Consider the following 16,494-nt stretch of genomic DNA (forward strand, 5'->3'; position numbering starts at 1 on the left):
ACTGTTGCGGCGCTTTTTTTATCAACCTTTAACGTCATAAACAGTCTCTCCATCTTCCTTAGTGAAGCTACTCACGGGGTTCTCTAGTAACTCAAACACTCGCTCCGATGGTCGGCACAATGCCGCGCCCTTATCTGTGACCACGATAGGACGGTTGATTAAGATAGGATGGTCAATCATAGCATCGATAATTTCGTCATCAGATACCGAAGGGTTGTCTAGACCCAGCTCATCATTAATCGATTCTTTACTGCGTAACAGCTCTCGTGGTGAGAGAGCCATTTTTTCCAACAGCTCAACCAAATACTCGCGACTCGGCGGTGTTTTAAGGTATTCAATCACCTCTGGATTATCCCCTGACGCTTGCATAATGGCTAGGGTATTACGAGAAGTACCGCATTTTGGGTTGTGAAAAATCAACGATGTCATAGTAATCTCACCTATTTTTTATGAATGTATAATGGGGGCGGGTTTTGATTTGTAGTGACTTAACACTTGCGCTGTTTATTAACACTATCATCCAGCTCATTAATGCCACCGCGACTATCGGTTGAACAGCCATTTAAATTATTAACAAGAGCCGCACACAGCTCTGGATGTCCAGAGCAGCAATCTTGTAATAAAAACTCAATGACGGTCTGCATATGTGATAAAGAAGCACGATAGATAATCTGGCGACTTTGGCGCTCTGATATCACCCATCCTGCTCGTGCCAGCACAGCTAAGTGCGTTGACATTGTATTGTGCGGCACAGACAATTGGCGCGCAATTTCACCCGCAGGTAATCCTTTAGGCTCGTGACTGACCAGCAGTCGAAATGCCTTTAAACGGGTTTCTTGTGAGAGGGCGGCAAAACTTATGATAGCTTGAGTCATTTCCATATGTCTAATAATACAGACATATGGAAATGACTCAAGTTTTTTTTGGCTAAATAAGCAAAAAAAGCCGTACTCGTTATAATTTATCTTTATTTGATGAGTATCGACTACCAAACCACCGCAAAAACTGTAATTGTGTCTTGCAACATGTTTAAAATCAGCATAGGCTAATCCATTTGATTTTTATCATTCTCTGCGTTTTTTGTCGCTGCTGGCGACTTGCTTATTTAATTATAATTAATCGCACTTTTTCATTCATACATTCACAAGTTTAGGAATCATTATGCTGTCACATTGGGTACGAGCCATCTTGCAAGCCACCGTCTATGACGTTGCTATTCAAACACCACTTGAAGCGGCACCCAAGCTGACCCAACGTTTTGCTAATGACATTCGTTTTAAACGTGAAGACCTGCAACCGGTAAAATCCTTTAAACTGCGCGGCGCTTATAATCGCATTAGCCAATTAAATGATGAGCAAAAAGCACGTGGCGTGATTTGCGCATCGGCGGGCAACCATGCCCAAGGGGTTGCCTATTCTGCTCGTAAACTTGCTCTTAATAACATTATCGTTATGCCAACCACTACTCCTGATATCAAAGTAGATGCCGTCAGAGCACTTGGCGGTAATGTCGACTTGTACGGTGATAGCTTTGATGAAGCCAATCGCTATGCCATTGATCGCGCTGAGCGTGAAGGTCTGACTTTTATCCCACCATATGATGATGAGCTGGTGATTGCTGGACAAGGCACTATCGGGCTTGAGCTCACCCAGCAATGGCGCAATATGGATTACGTTTTTGTAGCAGTTGGTGGTGGTGGTCTGATTTCTGGCGTCGCTGCGTTTTTGGGCGAAGTTGCCCCGCATGTCAAAGTCATTGCTGTAGAAGCCGACCAATCAGCTTCACTAAAAGCGGCGCTTGAAGCTAATGAGCGAGTCAAACTTGAACAAGTGGGACTGTTCGTCGATGGTGTGGCAGTTGCCCAAATCGGCGAATTACCGTTTGATATTGTTCGTATGCAGAAGAGCGATAAGTCCGGTCCTGTCGTCGATCCTGAAGTCGTCACTTGTACCAACGATGAAGTTTGCGCTGCTGTCAAAGATATCTTTGAAGAGAACCGTAGTATCGTTGAGCCTGCTGGCGCGCTGCCAGTTGCTGGTATGAAAAAATACATCGAGGCTCATAACCTACAAGGCAAAAACTGCGTCGCCATCATTTGCGGTGCCAATATGAATTTTGATCGCTTGCGCTACATCGCTGAGCGTACTGAGATTGGTGAGAAAAAAGAAGCCATCTTTGGCGTAACGATCCCTGAGCAGACTGGCGCTTTCTTAAACTTCTGTCGTAGCCTACACGGTCGTAATATTACTGAGTTTAATTACCGTGCTGATAGTAAGAAATCACCTGATTCTATGGAACCTGCGGCGATATTCGTCGGGATTGCATTAAAAGAAGGTGACAAAGAGCGTCAAACCATCCGTACGCAATTGGTAGCTGATGGCTATACAGCACACGACTTGACCGATGACGATGTCGCCAAATCCCATATCCGTCATCTGATTGGTGGTCATGCTCATGTTGAAAATGAGCAGTTATTACAAGTCACTTTCCCAGAACGTCCAGGCGCTTTATTGACCTTTTTAGAAAAATTGGGTGACGATTTTAATATTACCTTGTTTCATTATCGCAATCATGGCGCTGCTGAAGGTCGAGTATTGGTCGGTTTACAAGCTTCTGAGGGTAACTCTCGCCAGCTACAAGATGCGCTGCTCGATATCGGTTACGACTGCACCATGCTTAATGATAATGTTGGTTATCATTTGTTTTTGAAATAAAAATAAACGTAGACTATCAATTTATCAGTGGCCGAAAGCATTAATCCCAAATGACATAATGCACAGAAGCCACTTAAATCTTATAGCACTGTCCTAATACAAAAATGGATAATAACCATGACGGCATCCCCTGTGAACAGCAGTGTTGTCAATAACTTCAATGACAAAAACGATGTTAATCGCTTAATGCTCTTTTAATTATTAAAAATACCACCATTATAATCTTACGTTATTGATATCTATGAGGTTTTGATGAGTAAACATAATAAAAACCACAATCAGCCCAGTCATAGCAATCCTGATGCTGTTCGTATGCGTCTTGATAAATGGTTATGGGCTGCACGCTTTTACCGCACTCGCACTCTTGCCAAAGAAGCCATCGAAAGCGGGCGCGTACATTATGCAGGTAGCCGCGCAAAGACCAGTAAAGAGATTACCGTTGGCGATGAATTGCAGATTCGTCAAGGATCAGCCACTGCCATGACTGAAAAGACAGTCGTTGTTGAAGCACTAACGGCGCAACGCGGTAACGCAACAGCAGCTGAAGTATTGTATTCAGAAACCGAAGAAAGCATCGCTCGCCGTGACTATTATGCTGAGCAGCGTAAACTTGCCAACCTTGCCCGTCCAGACAACAAACCCAATAAAAAAGAGCGCCGTGATTTACATCGTTTTAAGAGCAATCAAGATTAGCTCTCTTGGTAAGATCAGTAATAATATCGCCTCATCTTAAATAATAATACGGCTAGCGGGTATGCATGAACCGCTGACCCTATTGTTTACTCTCCGCCCTTGCCATTCAAGGTATTAACCGTTACGCTATCACTCATTAACTTACACTCTATAGCATGCTTATAAATCACATTTTTAGTGTTGATTTTGATAGCATGTTTTTTTATTGCGACAAAAGGTCATCATATGCCCATCAAAGCGTCTACTCCGTCATCTGTATTATTGGTCTGTTTGGGGAATATCTGCCGTTCACCAACTGCTGAAGAGATTTTTCGTCAGCAAGCAGCGATTGCAGGGTTGTCGATGAAGGTAGATTCGGCAGGCACTGGGGATTGGCATATTGGGCATGCACCTGATGAGCGCGCGCAGCGTCACGCTAAAGCTCATGGTTACAACATCAATAAATTGGTCGCGCGCCAAGTCAGTGCTGATGACTTTCGCGATTTTGATTTAATCTTAGCGATGGATGCACAAAATTTAGCAGACTTGCAGAGTATTAAAAACGGTATAACAAATACCGATAAAAAATTAGCCAAATTGGCTTTATTTAGTGAGGAAGATCCCACTTACGGCGGTGATGATGTGCCAGACCCATACACTGGTGATGGCGATGCTTTTGAAGAGGTAATCGAGCGTATCGAATCAAGTGCACAAGCTTGGATTGAAAGCTGGAAGATATAGTAATCATAAGGCGCTATATTTTTGCTACCTTTATACCTAGCATCCTTTATAATAAATACCATATGACTTTTTGTTTACTTGCCCCATAGGCTATGTTATGACTTCAGCTTTATGCTCTAAACCCAGTGCACCACATACTCTATCTGATGACGTAGCTGATTTGTCTCATAGCAATACCATGGCTTTGGCATGTATGGCTGACTCTGTAGTTACCTTAACGGATGAGGTGCAACTTGATGAGTTTATGGCGTATTATGAGCAAGATACTCAGCATAGAAAGCCATTATTTGTCTTGTCCGGTGGTAGCAATGTGCTACTACCAGCAAAGCTCAATGCGATTGTCTTACGACCACAAATGCGTGGTATAAAGGTGACAGCGCAAACAGACTCTCATGTCGATATCGAGGTAATGGCAGGTGAAAACTGGCACGACTTGGTGGTACATACAGTCGCTCAAGGCTGGTATGGACTCGAAAACCTTGCCCTCATACCTGGTCTGACTGGCGCTGCTCCCATACAAAATATTGGCGCTTATGGTGTTCAGCTAGAGGACTGTTTACAGTCTGTACGTGCTTACCATCTGCCAAGTCAAACGTGGCATGATTTGACCACAGTCGACTGCGATTTCGGCTATCGTGACAGTATGTTTAAACGTCAGCCGAATACGTGGCTAATCAGCCGTGTGGGTTTTAGATTGCATACTGATGCGACAAAAATATTGGCAAGCTATGGTGATGTACAGACCGTCGCACAGAACTATGCGATACAGCAAGGTCGCACCAAACCGACGCCCGCTGACGTAATGCATGCCATCATTGAGATTCGTCAGCAAAAGCTGCCTGACCCGAAGCAATTACCAAATTGCGGCAGCTTTTTTCAAAATCCTATTGTCCCTCAAGATCAATTTGCTACGCTGCAATCATCTTATCCGGCTATCGTTGGCTACCCAATGCCTGACGCAATGACTAAAGTGGCAGCCGGCTGGCTTATCGAACAAGCGGGTCTAAAAGGCGGCGGTATAGAGCCTATTTTTACCCATCAGCATCAAGCGCTAGTATTGACCAATCACGCGCCGTATATTGCTACCAAACAAGATGTCGCCGCTGCTCAAAAATATATTATAGATACTGTCTATAAGAAATTTGCGATTCAACTGTCGCGTGAGCCAGTATGGGTAAATGCCGATGGCTCCATTGGATACGATGAGCATGTGGTCTAAGCAGTCATGGTCTAATCGCCTATGGCGACATTATTTACGTTCAGCTGAGCGTATGATCAAGCTGTTTCGTATTATCAATGCCACGTTTTTGCTGGGTGCAACGACAGTTATTTTAGTCCTCATCAGTTTATTCACGCCGCTATTTTCTCAAGCAGTAGTCTATATATTGGCTCATCTGCCATTACCAAAAATGCCATCTGCTGCTATGAGCTCGCCGCCTACCGCTTATGTGGTATTGGGTGGCGGTCTGACCAATGATAATAACAACCAAATTATCCTCAATCGCTATAGCCTTAATCGTGCCCGTGCTGCCGCTACAGCCTATCACGACCTTCCTCTGCCCATTGTACTCAGTGGTGCTGAAGCGCCTTGGCTTGGTCAATGGCTGATTGAGCATGGTATTGATGGGTTAATCAGCGAAAATGCCAGTATGAATACTTGCGAGAATGCGCGATTTACGGCAAAACGTATCCCTCTGCATCATGTCTATCTCATCACCGACAGCTACCATATGGCACGTGCTCGCAGACAATTTGCCTTAAACGGCATCAATAGCACAGCGATTAATGCCCCCTTACCCGTTATACGTGACTGGATGGAGCCAGCACAAAACTTAAGCCATTCTAGGCGGGCGGTTTATGAAGTTGCCGCCTATCTACGCGATGTGATACGACCTCAAGCAAATTGTCGCCAAGCTAAAGAAGTGACGTCGCAGCAGCTGTTGACTCCAAGAGGTAAAGTTGCCAAAACTGCTGACGACTAGAGTCTATACCTCAATTTTAGAAACATACCCTCATAATTATCTACCTTTTTCCCTTTATCCTTACAGGTCAACCATCTCACTGGCAACAGGTGTATAATAGTAAAAGAAACTGCGATTAAAGAGATGTGACATGCTCAGTATATTTTTACTAATTCCATTAAGTCTCATGCTGTTTGTGGTCGCGATTTGGGCAGTACGTTATGCGGTCAAATCCAATCAATTCGAGGATTTGGATAACGCCTCCCAGCGCATTATTTTAGATGATCGTCAAGAACGTCGACAAGTCATACAAGCTCAAGAAAATGTAACACCTATTCAAGAAGTAAAAGAAGTGAGCGCTACTACTTCGATTGAAAAAGAATCTAATAAGCTAAATAATGCGGATATTGCTGCAACTCCTCTCTCTGATACAGACAAGAACTCAAAAACATAGCCTTGGGCTATTTTACTAATGCGTTACCCACTTATTCTATCTGCATAAGAGAGTGATAAGTCGGTACGCCTTTTACCATTTTTAGGAGTACCTTCCCATGACCACAGCTTTACTCGTTGCGGCATTACTAATGGGTTTTTTTGGTTCACCGCATTGCTTAGGTATGTGTGGCGGCTTAGTAACTGCCTTTGGTCTGTCGATGAAGGATGTCAGCCCCGCCAAGCGCCGTGCATTGGTGGCGACCTATCATTTCGGTCGCTTAACTAGCTACGCATTTTTGGGTTTGATCGCAGGACTGTTAGGTACTGCCGTATTACAACCGTTGATGCAAGGCAATAGTGCACCACGTATTTTGCTTGGTTTGGTATTGGTGTTCGTCGGCATGACCATGCTTGGTGCACCATTTTTAAAGAGACTTGAGCGTTTTGGTATGCGATTTTGGCAATACCTAAGCCCTATTCGTCAAAAAGTATTTCCACTCAACACTTTTCCGCGAGCATTGTCTGCTGGTCTTCTATGGGGATTCTTACCTTGTGGCTTAGTCTATGGCGCCCTACTTATCGCTGTGGTCGCGCACAACCCTCTCAGTGGTGCTGCCTTGATGTTCATCTTTGGCTTAGGAACCGTACCGATGTTAGTCGCTACTCATGAGACCGTTGGTTGGTTACGGGATAAGATTGGACGTTTTCGCTTAAGACAGCTTAATGGTGCTGTGATGGTATTATCAGGTTTGGCTGTGGTCTTCGTTCCTATCGCCATGTCCAGTATGCATGGTGACCATGGCGGCGGTCATAGCATGGGCATGGCGCATGGTGATACTATGATGATGACTGATACGGATAATACGACTCACCATGATATGAGCCAAATGGATCACAGTATGCACAATATGAATAATGACTCGGTGACGATGGAATAGCATTACTAATCAATGATAATTGCTTAATGTTATAACCAATATTACATGCATAAAAAAGCCCTTAATGATTTATCAAGGGCTTTTTGCTGTTTAAAAACTTTAGAGCTTAATTAAAAAAATCTGATTAAGGCTGCCACTGCTCAAGCTTAAACTTCGTATCCAAATGCTTCTCTAATGCCGGTATATTAAAGGCATCATCTTCGCTGACAAAGCTAATACTAATACCGGTTTGCCCAGCGCGCCCAGTACGACCGATACGGTGTACATAGTCATCTGGCTGGTCTGGCAAGGTATAATTAATCACATGACTGACATCATCAACATGAATACCGCGCCCTGCTACATCGGTCGCGACCAAAACAGAGGCATGCCCGTCTTTAAAGCGCTGTAAATATTTTTCGCGTTTTTGTTGAATGACATCGCCTGACAACATGACAATTTTATGTCCCTGACGCAGCTTATGATATAGGCGCTTTACTTGGTCTTTACGATTGGCAAAAATAATGACCTTTTCTACCGTACTATCCGTGATAATACGCTCAACCGCTTCTAGCTTCTGATCTTCGGTTAAGAGATAAAAATGTTGGTCTACCAGCTCACTGGTTTTATGCTCAGGCTCAATCTCAACAAACTCTGGCTCATGTAACCAGCGATAAGCCAAACCCATCACATCTTGGTTAAAGGTAGCAGAAAACAATAAACTTTGACGGTCGGTATTAGGCGGCATGCGACCGACTAAGCGTTTGATATCGGGTATAAACCCCATATCGAGCATGCGGTCTGCTTCGTCTAATACTAGCACCTCTACGCGGTCTAAATAGACCATACCTTTATGCATCAAATCAATCAAACGACCAGGTGTGGCAATCAAGATATCGACGTATTGACGCTCAAGCTCATGCTGCTGGGTTTCATAATTGGTACCACCCATAATACAAACGCTATGCAAAGAAGTATATTTGGTCAAAGCGATACAGTCATCGAATATTTGCTGAGCAAGCTCACGGGTAGGTGCCATAACGACAGCACGTGGCTCACCTAAATGACGTTCTTCATCAGCGGCAAACGGACGCTTAAGTAACGCCTCCATAATCGTCAATAAAAATGTAGCCGTCTTGCCCGTACCCGTCTGCGCCTGTCCGATCGCATCTTGATTTGCCAGCGTATGCGGCAGTATTTTTGCTTGAATCGGCGTCAATTCAGTAAAACCTAAGTCACTTACTGCACGCAAGGTCGCTGCTGAAAGTGGCAAATCCGTAAACGTCGTAAAGTTACTCAAAAAAATATCCTTTTATATAAATCGCTTGTGTATCATAAATAAATGAGAGGCTATAAGGCTTAACGATTTATATCAACCATTAGCCAACAGGCAAGCCCTATAAAACAGATAAGCATAAAAAAGCCAAGCCCCATGTCGATACTTACCAAATATGCTGCGTTAAAATCAACATAAGTAAGACAGGACGAGCTTGACTCAGTAGTATATCAGTAGTTTGTACAGACATTATAGCTAAACTGCACGAATGACTGTTACGATTACTCTTCTACTTTTCTGACTTCTTCAGCTTGTAGGCCTTTATCACCTTCTACTATACTGAACTCAACTTTTTCGCCGTCTTTTAGAGAGCGATAACCATCACCTTGGATCGCGCGGAAATGCACAAAAATATCTTCTCCGCTATCACGTTGAATGAAACCAAAGCCTTTTGAGTCATTAAACCACTTAACGATACCTTGCTCGCGAGCTGACATAATATTACTTCCTAAAAAGTTTACTTAGTCCCAAATTCCTTTGCATCATTGCATATAAACGGGTACCAAGATAATGAAATCAAAACTTAAAAGTGACTATCTAATACAGTATTAGCGAAATATGAAAGCCTTATACTTACTTTTAGTATTTAGTCATTTTACTGCCTCTAGTCTTTGATAGAAACTAAAACTACTTTATCAAAAAAGCGTTAATTATCTAACAAACTAGAGTTAGCAACAAACAGGTAATGTTTGTTGTGTAAAAAATATCATAACACGGGTTTTTAGCAACACAAAGGCTTTTAAGATGATTTTTATACCTCGATCTATTTTTTAAAATTATTTTTTTATAAGTTAGCTTGCAAGCTGTTAATATAAAAGGATAGAGAGCGCTATGTTTCCTAACACCTGTTATTGTAGTACGCTTATACTCACCAATAATTTATCTAGACATATTCATTGCTACTCATAGAGACCATTATGACCGCCTCATCTCAATCAGCAACGACCAGCACTGCTTCCCATAAAAAAGCCAATAAAACCCTTACTCATAAGCTATTATTGATTAATGGTGTCAATCTAAATCTACTCGGCAAACGTGAGCCTGATATTTATGGTCATATGACGCTTGCTGATATTGAGAGTGCTTTAATCAAGCGCGCCGCGGCATATGGTATTGAGCTAATTTGTAGTCAGTCGAATCACGAAGGCAAACTGGTCGATGATATTCAGTATTACGGTCTATTGGCAGAGCCAAGCGCACAGATCGATGCCATAATCATCAATCCTGCTGCTTTTACTCATACGTCTGTTGCGATACGCGATGCGCTACTTGCTACCCAAAAGCCATTTATAGAAGTACATTTATCTAACGTCCACGCACGCGAGTCGTTTCGCGAGCATTCTTATTTATGTGATGTAGCGGTTGGCGTGATTTGTGGTTTGGGGCATTTGGGCTATGATATGGCATTGGATTATTGGCTGACCCATACTTATGCAATAACACTGAATAAGTAGTTTAATGGCGTTAAGGTTTTTATCTAAATAATACTGCCGAACACATGACAAAAATTACTGCGACAAGTACTACACAAACCGTTATTGCGATACTTTTAGCACAGTAGTTAAACAGCATTCATTCGATTAAAATAATAATATTAGGGGTTAAATAATAACCCACTAAATACCCCACTATATGGTGATAGGCATGGCAAAATCGTCCGGAACGCGCTTTATGAAACTTGCTGGTATGACAGCAAGTATTGCTGGAAAAGCAGCTAAAAACTCCCTAAAGCATCTCTCAAGTGACGAAGAAAAACGCCTACAAGCGCGCTCAGAATTGATGCAAGATGTCGGTATTCAAATCGCTGAAACTTTAGGTGAGATGAAAGGTGCGGTCATGAAGGTAGGTCAAATTGCCTCGCAATATAAAGATGTGTTCCCACCTGAAGTTGCAACCGCATTAGAGAAACTGCAAAAAGATGCACCGGCGATGCCCTATGCGCAGATACGCACACAAGTTGAACGTGAGCTCAAAGCACCTATTCATGAATTGTTTACTGAATTCGAAGAAATGCCATTTGCTGCAGCTTCCATCGGACAGGTACATCGCGCAATTTTGCCATCTGGACAAAGGGTTGTGGTTAAGGTGCAATACCCTGATGTCGACAAAAATTGTGATAGCGACCTAAAACAAGTGCGTATGGCACTAAAAATCGCTGGCGTGCTCAATATGAGTAAGCAATTGCAAGAGCAGTTATTTCACGAAATTCGCCAAAGCTTACATGATGAGCTTGATTATATTAAAGAGGCGCATAATCTGCGGGTATTTGGCGCTTTTCATGCCGAAGATACGGGTCTCATTATCCCAAAAGTGATTAGCAGTCACTCTTCTAAAAGAATCTTGACCTTGACAGAAGAGAGCGGCGAAACCTTGACAGTGGCAGCAACGTGGGATAATGATATTAAGCAGAAAATCGCAGTGCGCTTGTTTCATTTTACCGCAGGGCAGCTGTTTGGGTTATATCGAATGCACTGCGACCCTCATCCGGGCAACTTTGCGTTCCGTGCTGATGGCAGTGTGGTTGCCTATGATTTTGGCGGGATTCGTAGCTATAGCGACAGCGAAGTTCAATTATTTCGCCGATTTGCCAAGCATGCCTTAAAAGGTGATGTCACTGCCCTTGAGCAAGATTTGGTTGCTCTGGATATACGCCGTGAAGACGATAAAATCGTACCGGGCGAGTTTTATGGAAAATGGTTAGAGATTGGGCTGAAACCCTTATCTATCAAACCCTATCAAGACGGTGATTTTGATTTTGCAAGCAGTCAAACCCATCATGAAGCCATCGACCAAATGCGCACTTCTTTGAAATACTTTGGACAGTTTCAACCATCAGCCTCTACGATGATGCTCGACCGTACTATATCAGGACAATACTGGAACCTAGTCAATCTAGGAGTGACGATAGATTTGTCGCCACTGGTACATGAATATATAGGTTTTTAGAGCGTTAAATGGCTATAAATATATAGGACAAGTTTTAGTATTGGTTATACATGCAAGGCATGTCCACAGCGGTCACAAAAATCCGCACCTACTGCGTGACCAAATTTACCACAGTTTGGACACGTGACAGGATTGAGCTGCGGGCGCATATTACGTGCAAGCTCTGAGGTGAAAATCCCTGTCGGTACAGCAATGATTGAGTAACCTGTAATCATGACCATGGTTGCAATGGCTTGCCCCAATGGTGTTTTTGGTGACATGTCGCCGTAACCAACCGTCGTCATGGTAACAACTGCCCAGTAGATAGATAGCGGAATACTGGTAAAGCCGTTTTCTGGTCCTTCTACGACATAGATAATCGAGCCAAAAATGGTGACCAGTAGCACCAGTGATAAGAAAAATACCGTGATTTTTTGCTGACTGGTTCTAAGCGCAGACGCCAAAAACCCTGCTTGTTGCATATAGGCTTCAAGCTTAAGTACCCGAAAGATACGCAAAATACGTAAGATACGAATGACAAGTAAGTACTGTACGCCCACAAACATTAAGCTTAAGTAGCTCGGTAGTACGGACAATAAATCCACTATCCCAAAAAAACTAAACACGTAACGAAAGCGATTGGGCGCTGAGAACAACCTGAGCATATACTCAATCGTAAACAAAATAGTAAAAAACCATTCTGCATATAAAAACAGCGTGCCATACTGCAAGCGCATATAGAGCACACTATCGAGCATCACGACCGCCACACTGGCCAAAATCGCGATCAACAATACAATATCAAACAGCTTACCCAAACGAGTATCTGTACCTTCAATAATAATATGAATGCGGTTACGCAAATGAGTAACGGCTTCGGTATTCGGCTGCTTCATAAAGTCAATCAAATCATAGGATCAATGGATATCTAAAACCGGACAACTTAGGCGTATATGCATAAGCTAAGATTGGTCAAAATACGTGAAAGTGGTTTATAATATTGAAAGTAATGTGGCTATCGGCTGCTATCCGTCACTACGAGAATAATCGATAGCGGGTCAAAAGCCAGAACATAGCAGTGTAGCAAAAAAGCGCTATTAACAACATACAAATCGTTAACTTAGCGACAGATCACTTACCTGAGCTTAACAGCGCAATCAGGTAATAAAACTGCTGTAGCTATAAAAAATTTTTACCAATAAATGTTTTAGCTGTACAATACATCACTCGTAATACTTAAGGACGTCATATGGCAGGCCATTCAAAATGGGCAAATATCAAACACCGTAAAGCCCGTCAGGATGCGGTAAAAGGTAAAGTATTTACCAAAATTATTCGTGAAATTGTTTCTGCTGCCAAGCAAGGTGATCCTGACCCTGATAAGAATCCGCGCCTACGTGCGGTCATTGAAAAAGCCCTGTCCGTCAATATGACAAGAGACACCATCAATCGTGCGGTAGCTCGTGGTACAGGCGGTGATGACAATGACAATATGGACGAAGTCAGCTATGAAGGTTATGGCATCGGCGGCGTCGCAGTATTAGTCGAAACCATGACTGACAATCTCAATCGGACAGTCAGTGAAGTACGCCATGCTTTTACCAAAAATGATGGCAATCTGGGTACTACTGGCTCTGTGGCTTACCTATTCAATAAACGCGGTGAAATAAGCTTTAATGACACAAGTTTAGAAGATGAAGTTATGCTAGTGGCATTAGATGCAGGCGCGCTTGATATCGAAAATGATGGCGAAAGCTTGCTTGTCATCACTGAGTGGGAAAATTTCGGTCATGTTAAAGACGCGCTTAATGCTGCTGGTTTAGTCTCTGACAATGCTGAAGTAACCATGTCGCCATCAACCAGTGCTGAAATAGACAACGTTGCAGATGCCGAAAAAGTCATGAAGATGATTGATATGTTAGAAGATATTGATGATGTGCAAGAAGTTTATAGCAACGTCAATTTTTCAGACGAAGTCATGGCACAGCTTGAGCAGTAATTTTTGTGCTTTGTATTAAAAAAGCCAAACGTTTTTAGCGTTTGGCTTTTTTGTTCAGCAATATGTGACGAGCAATTACTTCAAACTAAGCTTTGCACGTGATGCCTTCAAGCGCTAACAAATGCGTTTTCTTATCTAAGCCGCCTGTATAACCACCAAGTTTGCCGTCGCTTGCAATAACACGATGACACGGAACGATAATACTAAAAGGGTTTTTACTATTGGCATTCGCAACCGCACGAAAGCCTTTGGGACTATCGACATTTTGTGCCAGCGTTGCATAGCTAATCGTCTCACCATAAGCAATATCTTGTAGTGCTTGCCAAACTCGCTGCTGAAACTTAGTTCCTAAGCTTACATCTAGTGGCAAATCGAACGCTTGACGCTCACCGTTAAAATACTCCGTTAATTGTGCTATAGCCTCTATTAATAATGCTTGAGCAGGTTCATTTTTGCTTAGGCTGTCTTTATCTATGAATGTGAAGCTTTGATCGTCAATACCATAATGCTTTTTAAGCTTGGGAATAGATTTCGATCTGTGCCAAGAGTCACCTGCCAGCAGCCAATTGACTTCAACCAGCTTAGGACTACTATGCTCATTGACACTCGCAATTAATGTTAACTGATTAGATCCAAAAGCGGCTGTGGTGACTATCATGACTACTCCTTTCAAATCGTTGTATTTTCAAGACTTGAGTATTGGCTAAAATAAACTGTTGAGCACTATTCTTTGTCATCAGTTTCAAACAACGCGGCGACAAATTGTTTTGGACTAAAGGCACGCAGATCATCAATCGACTCACCTACGCCAATATAACGAATAGGCACATCTGTCGTTTCGGCAATATTAAAGACCACACCGCCTTTTGCAGTTCCGTCTAGTTTAGTAATCGTGATTCCGGTTAATGGCACCACTTTATTAAATAATTCCACTTGATTAATGGCATTTTGACCCGTGCCAGCATCAAGCACAATCATACCTTCATGTGGCGCGCTTGGATCCGCTTTGCGCATCACACGTACGACTTTTTCGAGCTCTGCCATTAGATGGGTTTTATTCTGTAAACGTCCAGCAGTATCGGCAATTAACACATCAATATTTTTTGCTTTAGCAGATTGCATGGCATCAAAGATAACTGATGCACTATCAGAGCCATGACCTTGCGCCACAACTGGAATATGATTACGCTCACCCCAGATTTGCAGCTGTTCAGTCGCTGCTGCGCGGAAAGTGTCCCCTGCTGCCAACATCACTGATTTACCCTCGCCTTGCAAACGTTTGGCAAGTTTACCGATAGTCGTCGTTTTACCTACGCCATTCACGCCTACGACCAAGATAACAAATGGTTTTTTGCTGCTATCAATAATAAGCGGCGCAACTTTCGGCGTTAAGATATCGACCAATTCAGTCTGCAATGCCTTGTATAGTGAATGCGCGTAGATTAAATCACCGCGATCTGTCTGCTCAGTAAGGCTTTTGATAATACGATCGGTCGCATTGACACCGATATCAGCCACCAACAGTTGGTCTTCAACCTCTTCTAATAGCTCATCATCAATCTCTTTGCCACCAATAAGGATACTGACCATCCCTTCGGCTAAGTTCTTACGCGACTTACTTAAACCGGTTTTCATCCGGTTAAACCAGCTGCCTTTTTTGCTGCTTTCTTGTTCTTCTTGCAACGCTTTATTTGCTTGCGACTCTACTGGCATCGTTTGCTGTGGCTCAGAAGACGCTTGATTACTACTATTAATGCTACTTGCACTGCTAGGATTAACGCTTGGCAGATCTCCTAATTGTGCTTGTAAGGGCATAGTAGGGATTTTTGATCCAGAGACAGCTGGTGTTGTCTTCTCTGTTTCATTGGTATTTGCAAAGCTCTCTGAGGTATTGTCTGTATGACTCTGCTTTTGCGTCATAAGGATAGGCGCGCCTAGGGCAATGCTCTCGGCTGCATCGGTGCTTGATACTTGCTTATTGACTGTAGGCGTTAATGGCTCATCGCTATTACTTACCTCATTTCTTTCAGGGGCATCGATAATAGGGACAGATTGCACTGGCAGACTGGGTAAGGTAATATCATCGTCATCTAATTCATCAAGTCCGCTGTCAAGATTAATGACCACACGATTGCTATTATTGGGGTTATTCATAAGTTTGCCCTAAAGTTCATCAGTATCAGTAATGTGTTTATGGTAAAACCGGATCTGTATATCGTTGTATTGTCCGTTTTCTATGATTCAATGCAGAGATTATTTTTAGCCTAGTTTAGCATAATTCAAGTTGAGCTCAGCCTTTCGCATCCTAGATTGCTTGTAAACGGTAAAAATCATCCAATGATGCAAGAGTGATATTAAACCTCTCACATAAAAAAGATGATAAATAAGATCAATCATTGAGCAAGTTTCGCTTAAGGTTTAGACACATAAATCTGACCTTTGCGATGGCAAACTTCGCCTACTCTTAGCAAAGCTAATTAAATACCTGTTTATACCCTTTATCTCCATGCTTCTTACTTATATTAGGAATCTCTTATGTTGTCTTTATCCAATCATTATAAAAACATCACCCATATCACTGCTGCTTTATTACTGGCGACGATGGCACTATCAGCGACAGGTTGTAATACGACTCAAGAATTCAAGCCGACTGCCAGTGTCATGGTTGGGGCGCACAAATCTTTATGATGGTATAAGTATCAGTGCCATGATGAAAATAGATATGTAGTCAATTCAATTTAAAAAGAACACAGTACTGCTATTCTGAACGTAACTCTTTTACATTGAACTTAC

General features: G+C 42.6%; 18 protein-coding genes and 1 pseudogene. 12 read left to right on the forward strand and 7 right to left on the reverse strand.

Annotated features, from left to right (window positions below; all coding sequences use genetic code 11):
* Window positions 1-21 precede the first annotated feature (21 nt).
* Together arsC and H0262_RS05010 are read right to left on the reverse strand one after the other, a co-directional pair.
* The gene (gene arsC, locus H0262_RS05005) at window positions 22-429 is read right to left on the reverse strand and encodes an arsenate reductase (glutaredoxin) (RefSeq protein ID WP_181209922.1); all 408 of its coding nucleotides are present in this window, start codon (window positions 427-429) and stop codon (window positions 22-24) included.
* Window positions 430-488: 59 nt separating this feature from the next.
* The gene (locus H0262_RS05010) at window positions 489-881 is read right to left on the reverse strand and encodes a helix-turn-helix transcriptional regulator (RefSeq protein WP_181209923.1); all 393 of its coding nucleotides are present in this window, start codon (window positions 879-881) and stop codon (window positions 489-491) included.
* Window positions 882-1,161: 280 nt separating this feature from the next.
* On the opposite strand from H0262_RS05010, the gene ilvA reads away from it, so the two are divergent.
* The 8 genes and pseudogenes from ilvA (at window position 1,162) to H0262_RS05050 (ending at window position 7,462) form a co-directional block, all read left to right on the forward strand.
* Complete coding sequence (ilvA, locus tag H0262_RS05015) at window positions 1,162-2,715, forward strand: threonine ammonia-lyase, biosynthetic (protein ID WP_181209924.1); 1,554 nt, start codon at window positions 1,162-1,164, stop codon at window positions 2,713-2,715.
* 95 nt (window positions 2,716-2,810) lie between these two features.
* A pseudogene (locus H0262_RS13130) lies at window positions 2,811-2,870 on the forward strand (excalibur calcium-binding domain-containing protein); the annotation flags it as partial.
* 97 nt (window positions 2,871-2,967) lie between these two features.
* Window positions 2,968-3,408, forward strand: coding sequence for an RNA-binding S4 domain-containing protein (locus tag H0262_RS05025; RefSeq protein ID WP_133104596.1), 441 nt, complete (start codon window positions 2,968-2,970; stop codon window positions 3,406-3,408).
* 225 nt (window positions 3,409-3,633) lie between these two features.
* Window positions 3,634-4,128 carry a low molecular weight protein-tyrosine-phosphatase gene (locus tag H0262_RS05030; protein ID WP_011513800.1) on the forward strand — a complete coding sequence of 165 codons (495 nt, stop codon included), beginning with the start codon at window positions 3,634-3,636 and terminating at the stop codon, window positions 4,126-4,128.
* A 97-nt stretch (window positions 4,129-4,225) separates the two neighbouring features.
* Complete coding sequence (gene murB / locus H0262_RS05035) at window positions 4,226-5,347, forward strand: UDP-N-acetylmuramate dehydrogenase (RefSeq protein WP_181209925.1); 1,122 nt, start codon at window positions 4,226-4,228, stop codon at window positions 5,345-5,347.
* A complete protein-coding gene (locus tag H0262_RS05040) occupies window positions 5,331-6,110 on the forward strand; it encodes a YdcF family protein (RefSeq protein WP_259275410.1) in 780 nt (259 codons plus the stop codon). The genes murB and H0262_RS05040 overlap by 17 nt, the downstream gene beginning before the upstream one ends.
* Before the next feature lie 130 nt (window positions 6,111-6,240).
* Complete coding sequence (gene ccoS, locus H0262_RS05045) at window positions 6,241-6,543, forward strand: cbb3-type cytochrome oxidase assembly protein CcoS (protein WP_181209926.1); 303 nt, start codon at window positions 6,241-6,243, stop codon at window positions 6,541-6,543.
* Between the two features lie 97 nt (window positions 6,544-6,640).
* Window positions 6,641-7,462, forward strand: a complete 822-nt coding sequence (locus tag H0262_RS05050) for a sulfite exporter TauE/SafE family protein (protein WP_133104592.1) — start codon at window positions 6,641-6,643, stop codon at window positions 7,460-7,462.
* 124 nt (window positions 7,463-7,586) lie between these two features.
* Here H0262_RS05050 and H0262_RS05055 read toward each other — a convergent pair whose 3' ends face one another.
* Window positions 7,587-8,741 (reverse strand): DEAD/DEAH box helicase, encoded by a 1,155-nt coding sequence (locus tag H0262_RS05055; RefSeq protein WP_011513805.1) that lies wholly within the window; start codon window positions 8,739-8,741, stop codon window positions 7,587-7,589.
* Window positions 8,742-8,998: 257 nt separating this feature from the next.
* A complete protein-coding gene (locus tag H0262_RS05060) occupies window positions 8,999-9,214 on the reverse strand; it encodes a cold shock domain-containing protein (protein ID WP_181209927.1) in 216 nt (71 codons plus the stop codon).
* Between the two features lie 480 nt (window positions 9,215-9,694).
* Here H0262_RS05060 and aroQ point away from each other — a divergent pair, with 480 nt between their 5' ends.
* Together aroQ and H0262_RS05070 are read left to right on the forward strand one after the other, a co-directional pair.
* Window positions 9,695-10,231 (forward strand): type II 3-dehydroquinate dehydratase, encoded by a 537-nt coding sequence (gene aroQ / locus H0262_RS05065; RefSeq protein ID WP_181209928.1) that lies wholly within the window; start codon window positions 9,695-9,697, stop codon window positions 10,229-10,231.
* Between the two features lie 190 nt (window positions 10,232-10,421).
* Entirely contained in the window at window positions 10,422-11,723 is a 1,302-nt protein-coding gene (locus tag H0262_RS05070; protein WP_181209929.1) for an AarF/ABC1/UbiB kinase family protein, read from the forward strand.
* A gap of 44 nt (window positions 11,724-11,767) precedes the next feature.
* On the opposite strand, the gene H0262_RS05075 is transcribed toward H0262_RS05070, so the two are convergent.
* Window positions 11,768-12,598 (reverse strand): ion transporter, encoded by an 831-nt coding sequence (locus H0262_RS05075; RefSeq protein WP_011513809.1) that lies wholly within the window; start codon window positions 12,596-12,598, stop codon window positions 11,768-11,770.
* Between the two features lie 353 nt (window positions 12,599-12,951).
* On the opposite strand from H0262_RS05075, the gene H0262_RS05080 reads away from it, so the two are divergent.
* On the forward strand, window positions 12,952-13,701 hold the full coding sequence (locus tag H0262_RS05080; RefSeq protein WP_011513810.1) for a YebC/PmpR family DNA-binding transcriptional regulator: 750 nt from the start codon (window positions 12,952-12,954) through the stop codon (window positions 13,699-13,701).
* Between the two features lie 85 nt (window positions 13,702-13,786).
* Here H0262_RS05080 and H0262_RS05085 read toward each other — a convergent pair whose 3' ends face one another.
* A complete protein-coding gene (locus tag H0262_RS05085) occupies window positions 13,787-14,359 on the reverse strand; it encodes a methylated-DNA--[protein]-cysteine S-methyltransferase (protein WP_181209930.1) in 573 nt (190 codons plus the stop codon).
* A 65-nt stretch (window positions 14,360-14,424) separates the two neighbouring features.
* Entirely contained in the window at window positions 14,425-15,855 is a 1,431-nt protein-coding gene (ftsY, locus tag H0262_RS13270) for a signal recognition particle-docking protein FtsY (RefSeq protein WP_409033819.1), read from the reverse strand.
* Between the two features lie 381 nt (window positions 15,856-16,236).
* Here ftsY and H0262_RS05095 point away from each other — a divergent pair, with 381 nt between their 5' ends.
* Window positions 16,237-16,389 carry a hypothetical protein gene (locus H0262_RS05095; protein WP_156772646.1) on the forward strand — a complete coding sequence of 51 codons (153 nt, stop codon included), beginning with the start codon at window positions 16,237-16,239 and terminating at the stop codon, window positions 16,387-16,389.
* Window positions 16,390-16,494: the final 105 nt, after the last annotated feature.

It is taken from the genome of Psychrobacter sp. D2 (assembly GCF_013608135.1).
Taxonomy (GTDB): Bacteria; Pseudomonadota; Gammaproteobacteria; order Pseudomonadales; family Moraxellaceae; genus Psychrobacter; species Psychrobacter cryohalolentis.

Bases quoted from the DNA above. Each gene is read 5' to 3' on its own strand.
- arsC (WP_181209922.1), bottom strand. From the start codon at position 429: ATGACATCGTTGATTTTTCACAACCCAAAATGCGGTACTTCTCGTAAT.
- ftsY (WP_409033819.1), bottom strand. From the start codon at position 15,855: ATGAATAACCCCAATAATAGCAATCGTGTGGTCATTAATCTTGACAGC.
- aroQ (WP_181209928.1), top strand. From the start codon at position 9,695: ATGACCGCCTCATCTCAATCAGCAACGACCAGCACTGCTTCCCATAAA.
- H0262_RS05070 (WP_181209929.1), top strand. From the start codon at position 10,422: ATGGCAAAATCGTCCGGAACGCGCTTTATGAAACTTGCTGGTATGACA.
- H0262_RS05075 (WP_011513809.1), bottom strand. From the start codon at position 12,598: ATGAAGCAGCCGAATACCGAAGCCGTTACTCATTTGCGTAACCGCATT.
- ilvA (WP_181209924.1), top strand. From the start codon at position 1,162: ATGCTGTCACATTGGGTACGAGCCATCTTGCAAGCCACCGTCTATGAC.
- H0262_RS05060 (WP_181209927.1), bottom strand. From the start codon at position 9,214: ATGTCAGCTCGCGAGCAAGGTATCGTTAAGTGGTTTAATGACTCAAAA.
- H0262_RS05050 (WP_133104592.1), top strand. From the start codon at position 6,641: ATGACCACAGCTTTACTCGTTGCGGCATTACTAATGGGTTTTTTTGGT.
- H0262_RS05040 (WP_259275410.1), top strand. From the start codon at position 5,331: ATGAGCATGTGGTCTAAGCAGTCATGGTCTAATCGCCTATGGCGACAT.
- H0262_RS05080 (WP_011513810.1), top strand. From the start codon at position 12,952: ATGGCAGGCCATTCAAAATGGGCAAATATCAAACACCGTAAAGCCCGT.
- H0262_RS05085 (WP_181209930.1), bottom strand. From the start codon at position 14,359: ATGATAGTCACCACAGCCGCTTTTGGATCTAATCAGTTAACATTAATT.
- H0262_RS05010 (WP_181209923.1), bottom strand. From the start codon at position 881: ATGGAAATGACTCAAGCTATCATAAGTTTTGCCGCCCTCTCACAAGAA.
- H0262_RS05030 (WP_011513800.1), top strand. From the start codon at position 3,634: ATGCCCATCAAAGCGTCTACTCCGTCATCTGTATTATTGGTCTGTTTG.
- murB (WP_181209925.1), top strand. From the start codon at position 4,226: ATGACTTCAGCTTTATGCTCTAAACCCAGTGCACCACATACTCTATCT.
- H0262_RS05025 (WP_133104596.1), top strand. From the start codon at position 2,968: ATGAGTAAACATAATAAAAACCACAATCAGCCCAGTCATAGCAATCCT.
- H0262_RS05095 (WP_156772646.1), top strand. From the start codon at position 16,237: ATGTTGTCTTTATCCAATCATTATAAAAACATCACCCATATCACTGCT.
- ccoS (WP_181209926.1), top strand. From the start codon at position 6,241: ATGCTCAGTATATTTTTACTAATTCCATTAAGTCTCATGCTGTTTGTG.